Genomic DNA, 4,093 nt, shown 5'->3' with positions numbered 1-4,093 from the left:
GACCCGGTGAGGGCCAGGGCGTGGATCACCGAGCAGTAGCCTGCGAGTTCGTTGTTCTTGTGGAACACGTGCAGGCCGAAGCCGCCGTCGCTGGCCCAGTGGTTCATCGCCTCGAAGGCGATCAGTGTCAGCTTCTTGTCGATGGCCAGCTGGGTGATGGCGCGGTCCTGGACGCAGTGCGGCCAGCCCCAGAGGACCTGGCCGTCGCGCAGTTCCGCGAGGTCCTGCGGCTGCGGTTTGGGCAGCAGGACGACGTCGGCCTTCGCCACCAGTTCGTCGCGGCTGGCCAGGCTGCCCACCAGCGGGGCGAGTTGGGCGTCGGAAAAGCCGAAGCGTTCGCCGTAGCCGTGCTCCAGGATCATGCGCTGGCGCAACTCCGGGGCGATGCGCTCAAGGTGCAGGGGGTGCAGGGGCAGGCGGCGTTCATCCGGTTTTCGCGACGACGAGACAACCCCCAGGGTGAGATGGTTCGGCGAGCCGGTCACTTCTTCTTTGCCGCCACCGGCTTAGCGCTGGTCTTGTCCAGTGAGCTGGCCGGTGCTGTGGCGGCTCTCTTGTCGGCGCGCTTTTCCTTGATGGATTTGCCGGATTTTTTGGATGCTGCTTGACGGGGGGACTTGTCAGCCATGGTTGCTCCTGTAGCGGAACCGAAGAGGTTCCTGACTTCTGACCATACAGGTAGCTGCCTAATGGGCCCCGGGGAAGTGGGCGGGCCTGGCGCCGAACTTCCCGGGCGGCGGGCCGGGGAAAATGGAGCGGCTGACGGGAATCGAACCCGCGTGTCGAGCTTGGGAAGCTAGCGCTCTACCATTGAGCTACAGCCGCAGTGCCCCGGATTTCGCCGGCGCAAAACCTAGCTTAGCGCAGTTGCGTGGCAGGCCAGGTCACCGGCGGTCCGTGCCCTTCGCGCGTCCTCCGGGCAGGCCCCGCTGGCTGTCTCCCGTAACTCTTCGGTAAAGGCCCGGTCAGCTTTCCCCGCGGCTTCATGCCGCTGGCTATCCTGAGTCCAGTTAGCCGCGGAACGGGGATACGGGCTACGAGAACCGCCCGACGCTGGAAAAAGGATCCGATGGCATTTGCAGAACACGAGGTCCTCGTGCAGCGCGATGCGATGACGGTCTACATCTTCCTGCTGAACGGGCTGAACCTCGCGGCCTGGCAGCCGGGTATCCGCAGCATCAGCCTGAGTTCGGGCAGCGCGGGGAGCGCCGGCGCCCGGTATCAGGTGACACTCACGGGGCCGCGGGGCCGTCCGGTCGCGGCGGACTTTGAGATCTCACACGCACGGCCGGGGGCCGAAATCAGGTTCCAGGTGGTGGCCGGCCCCTCGTTGCCGAGCGGCGGGTTCTACCTCAGCACCGAGGGCGCCGGCACGCGCGTGCGCTTCGCCCTCGAAGCCCCGCTCAAAGGCCTCCGGGGTCTCGGCCGGCCGGCCGTCCAGCGGAGGCTGCAGGAGCGGGTCGCCCAGCTCGAGCGGCTCAAGGCCGTGCTCGAAGAGCGTCCGACGGCGGATTAGGACTCCGCGGCGGGGCCGGGGTTACTGGGCGAGCCGCTGGCCGGTCCAGATTCCTGGAACCGCGGACGGCGGGCTCAGGATGCCGCCGCTGAGGCCAAGGTACTGAACGGAACTGCCGGTCCTCTGCAGGGCCAGTCCGGCGGAATAGGCGCCCGTGACGTCCGCCAGGGAGCGGATGGCGGTCACATCGCCCCAGCCGCTGGCCACCGCGGCCCTGGCCTCGACCGTGGGCCACGGTGTGCCGGATCCCCGGTACAGGAGAACGTTCCCGCCGCCCTGGCGGGCCAGCAGATCCTGGAAACCGTCGCCGTCGAAATCCACCATCGCCAGGCGCGTCGCCGAGACGCCGGACGCGATCAGCGTGCGCTGAACCAGGTCGCCGCTGCCCCGGTTTGGATACAGCCAGAGGTTTGCCGCGGAGTCCAGGGCCAGGAGCTGGGGAAGCCGGTTGGCCGAGCACCACCCGCCGACTGCCAGCGTCAGTCCCGCCCAGCCGGACTGGCCGAGCGTGACCGGTGCCAGGAAACCGCCTGCCAGCGAGCCCGAATGCAGCGTCAGCCGGCCGTCCGCCCACTGCGCCAGCACATCGAAGATGCCGTCGCGCTCCCAGTCCGTGACATAAACGGCCTGGGCGGCGGCAAATCCCGAACCGGCGACTTCCGCCGGACCAAACAGCCCGTTCCCGAGCGACGGCCGGTTGATCAACTGGCCCGCAGCGTCCACGGACAGCAGGTCACCGGCACTCCTGATGGCCGCCGTGGCCAGGTCAAGGGTCGGCGGCATGTGCTTGACCAGGGGTTCGCAGACGTCGGCTGGCTGGACCGGGACCGTGGTGGTGCCGCCCGGGCCGGCGGTGGTCCCGGACGGAAGGGCGCTGTAGCCGAAGAAGTCCACCACGCCCCACATGGTGTAGCGGCCCGGGGTGGTCTGCCAGTTGCCGTCGGTAAAGGAGATGCCGATGCCCACCACGTTGAACCGCGGATCCGTGAGGATGGCGTTGTGGGCGGGGGAGCCTTTCCACCACTCGACCAGTTGCGCGGCGTCCCGGTCCCAGCGGACGGCGATGACCTCACCCGCGCCGTTGTTCGGACTGAGCGCCCGTGCATCGGTCCAGAAGCTGGACCGGTGCTCGATGACCTCGCGGGAGGCGATGCTGTCCGACCATTCCTGCGCCATGCCCGCGACAGTGGCGTGGTACTTCACGGCGGGGAGGCCCAGGGATGCCCGGTACGTGTTGATCGCGTTGAAGACGGCAGCGACCTGGGCCGCGTTGCTTTCCGGCACCAGCGCCTCTGGAGTCAGCGTCCGCGGTGCCGATCCGGTGGGCCCCGGCTGGGCTGGTTCCGGCTGGGCTGCCGTCGGCGGGGAGGGAAGGGCGCCCTCTGGTGCTGACAGCGGCGGGATGGATGCCGGTTCAGGCATACCGGCGGCGGCCGCGCCTGCTGCATCGACCGCGCCTGCCGAGATGTGTATAAGAGACAGGGCTGCGGTCGGTGGTCCTCGGCGCCGGGATGTACGGGCTCATGCTGTGCCTGTCCGCCTTGGCGCCGTCCCTGGCCTGGTTCGGCACCGCGATGGTGCTCTCAGGTTTCTGGTGCCTGATGTTCCTCACGGCGTCCAACCAGCTGGTCCAGATCAGCTCCAACATGGGGATCCGCGGCCGGGTGATGAGCCTTTACATCATGGTGCTGATCGGCGGCCAGGCGATCGGCGGACCCATGATCGGGTCCATTGCCGAGCACCTGGATCCGCACACCGCCCTGCTGGTGGCAGGCGGGGTGCCGGTGCTCGCGGCGGCGACGGTCGCCGTCGTCCTCGCCCGCAAGGGTGAGCTGAAGCTCAAGGTGGACTTCCGGGACCGCCGCCTGCTGCGGGTGGTGCAGCGGGCCGCCTAAGCCTTAGCTTTCCGGCAGCGCCTCGTGCGGGTAGTCAGCCGCCCGGTGCTGGAACTCCAGAACGTCCTTGTTGATGACAGCGCCGTCGCGGATTTCGATGGCGCGGGCAATGGTGTCGTTGTCCTCCCACGCGGCGGGACCGGACATGACGGTCTCCAGGAACGGCAGGAGAGCCTCGCTGATTTCCCAGCTGGAGGAGTTCCACAGGTACGACGGGCTGTGGTCCACCGCGTAGTAGTCGATGTGGTCGCCCACGGTGAACATCGGCTCGGCGAAGGTGGTGGTCCTGGCCCAGCTGAACCCCATGCCCTCGTCGCAGGAGACGTCCACGATCAGGCTGCCGGGCCGGAATGCGCCCAGGTCCTCCGTGCGCAGGTACGTCAGCGGATTGTTGGGGTCCTGCAGGGTGCAGTTGACCACAATGTCGCTTTCGGCCAGGAACGGGGCCAGCGGGACGCGGCCGCGTTCGGTGATGACCTGGCTGAGGAACGGCGCCTTGTCGTCGTGGTCGAACTGCGCGATCCGCACCGAGTGGATGGGGGAGCCAACCGCGGCAACCCCGCGGTTGGTCAGCACCTGCACGTCATGGATGCCGTGCGCGTTCAGGGCCGTGACCGCGCCGCGGGCCGTGGCCCCGAAACCGATGACGACGGCGCTGAGCCGCCGGCCGTAATCGCCGGTG

Annotated in this window: 3 protein-coding genes, 1 tRNA gene and 3 pseudogenes; 2 read left to right on the top strand and 5 right to left on the bottom strand. The window is 68.4% G+C overall.

Annotated features, from left to right (window positions below):
* From B1A87_RS22255 to B1A87_RS22250, 3 genes and pseudogenes are all read right to left on the bottom strand, one after another.
* Positions 1 to 485, bottom strand: a pseudogene (locus B1A87_RS22255) (alanine dehydrogenase); the annotation flags it as partial.
* The gene (locus B1A87_RS23200; RefSeq protein ID WP_185982369.1) at positions 482 to 628 is read right to left on the bottom strand and encodes a hypothetical protein; all 147 of its coding nucleotides are present in this window, start codon (positions 626 to 628) and stop codon (positions 482 to 484) included. The gene B1A87_RS23200 and the pseudogene B1A87_RS22255, both read right to left, overlap by 4 nt.
* 123 nt (positions 629 to 751) lie before the next feature.
* Positions 752 to 825: transfer RNA gene (locus tag B1A87_RS22250), tRNA-Gly, on the bottom strand.
* A 244-nt stretch (positions 826 to 1,069) separates the two neighbouring features.
* On the opposite strand from B1A87_RS22250, the gene B1A87_RS22245 reads away from it, so the two are divergent.
* The gene (locus tag B1A87_RS22245; protein WP_078026930.1) at positions 1,070 to 1,516 is read left to right on the top strand and encodes an SRPBCC family protein; all 447 of its coding nucleotides are present in this window, start codon (positions 1,070 to 1,072) and stop codon (positions 1,514 to 1,516) included.
* A gap of 21 nt (positions 1,517 to 1,537) precedes the next feature.
* Here B1A87_RS22245 and B1A87_RS22240 read toward each other — a convergent pair whose 3' ends face one another.
* A complete protein-coding gene (locus B1A87_RS22240) occupies positions 1,538 to 2,938 on the bottom strand; it encodes a CAP domain-containing protein (RefSeq protein ID WP_144275945.1) in 1,401 nt (466 codons plus the stop codon).
* A gap of 62 nt (positions 2,939 to 3,000) precedes the next feature.
* Between B1A87_RS22240 and B1A87_RS22235 the strand changes: the two are divergent.
* Positions 3,001 to 3,411 (top strand): annotated as a pseudogene (locus tag B1A87_RS22235) (MFS transporter); the annotation flags it as partial.
* Between the two features lie 3 nt (positions 3,412 to 3,414).
* On the opposite strand, the pseudogene B1A87_RS22230 reads toward B1A87_RS22235, so the two are convergent.
* Positions 3,415 to 4,093, bottom strand: a pseudogene (locus B1A87_RS22230) (alanine dehydrogenase); the annotation flags it as partial.

Origin of the sequence: Arthrobacter sp. KBS0703 (genome assembly GCF_002008315.2) — a bacterium.
Classification (GTDB): Bacteria; Actinomycetota; Actinomycetes; order Actinomycetales; family Micrococcaceae; genus Arthrobacter.
The sequence above is the reverse complement of the archived record's forward strand: the minus strand, read 5'-3'. Positions and strand labels throughout refer to the sequence as shown.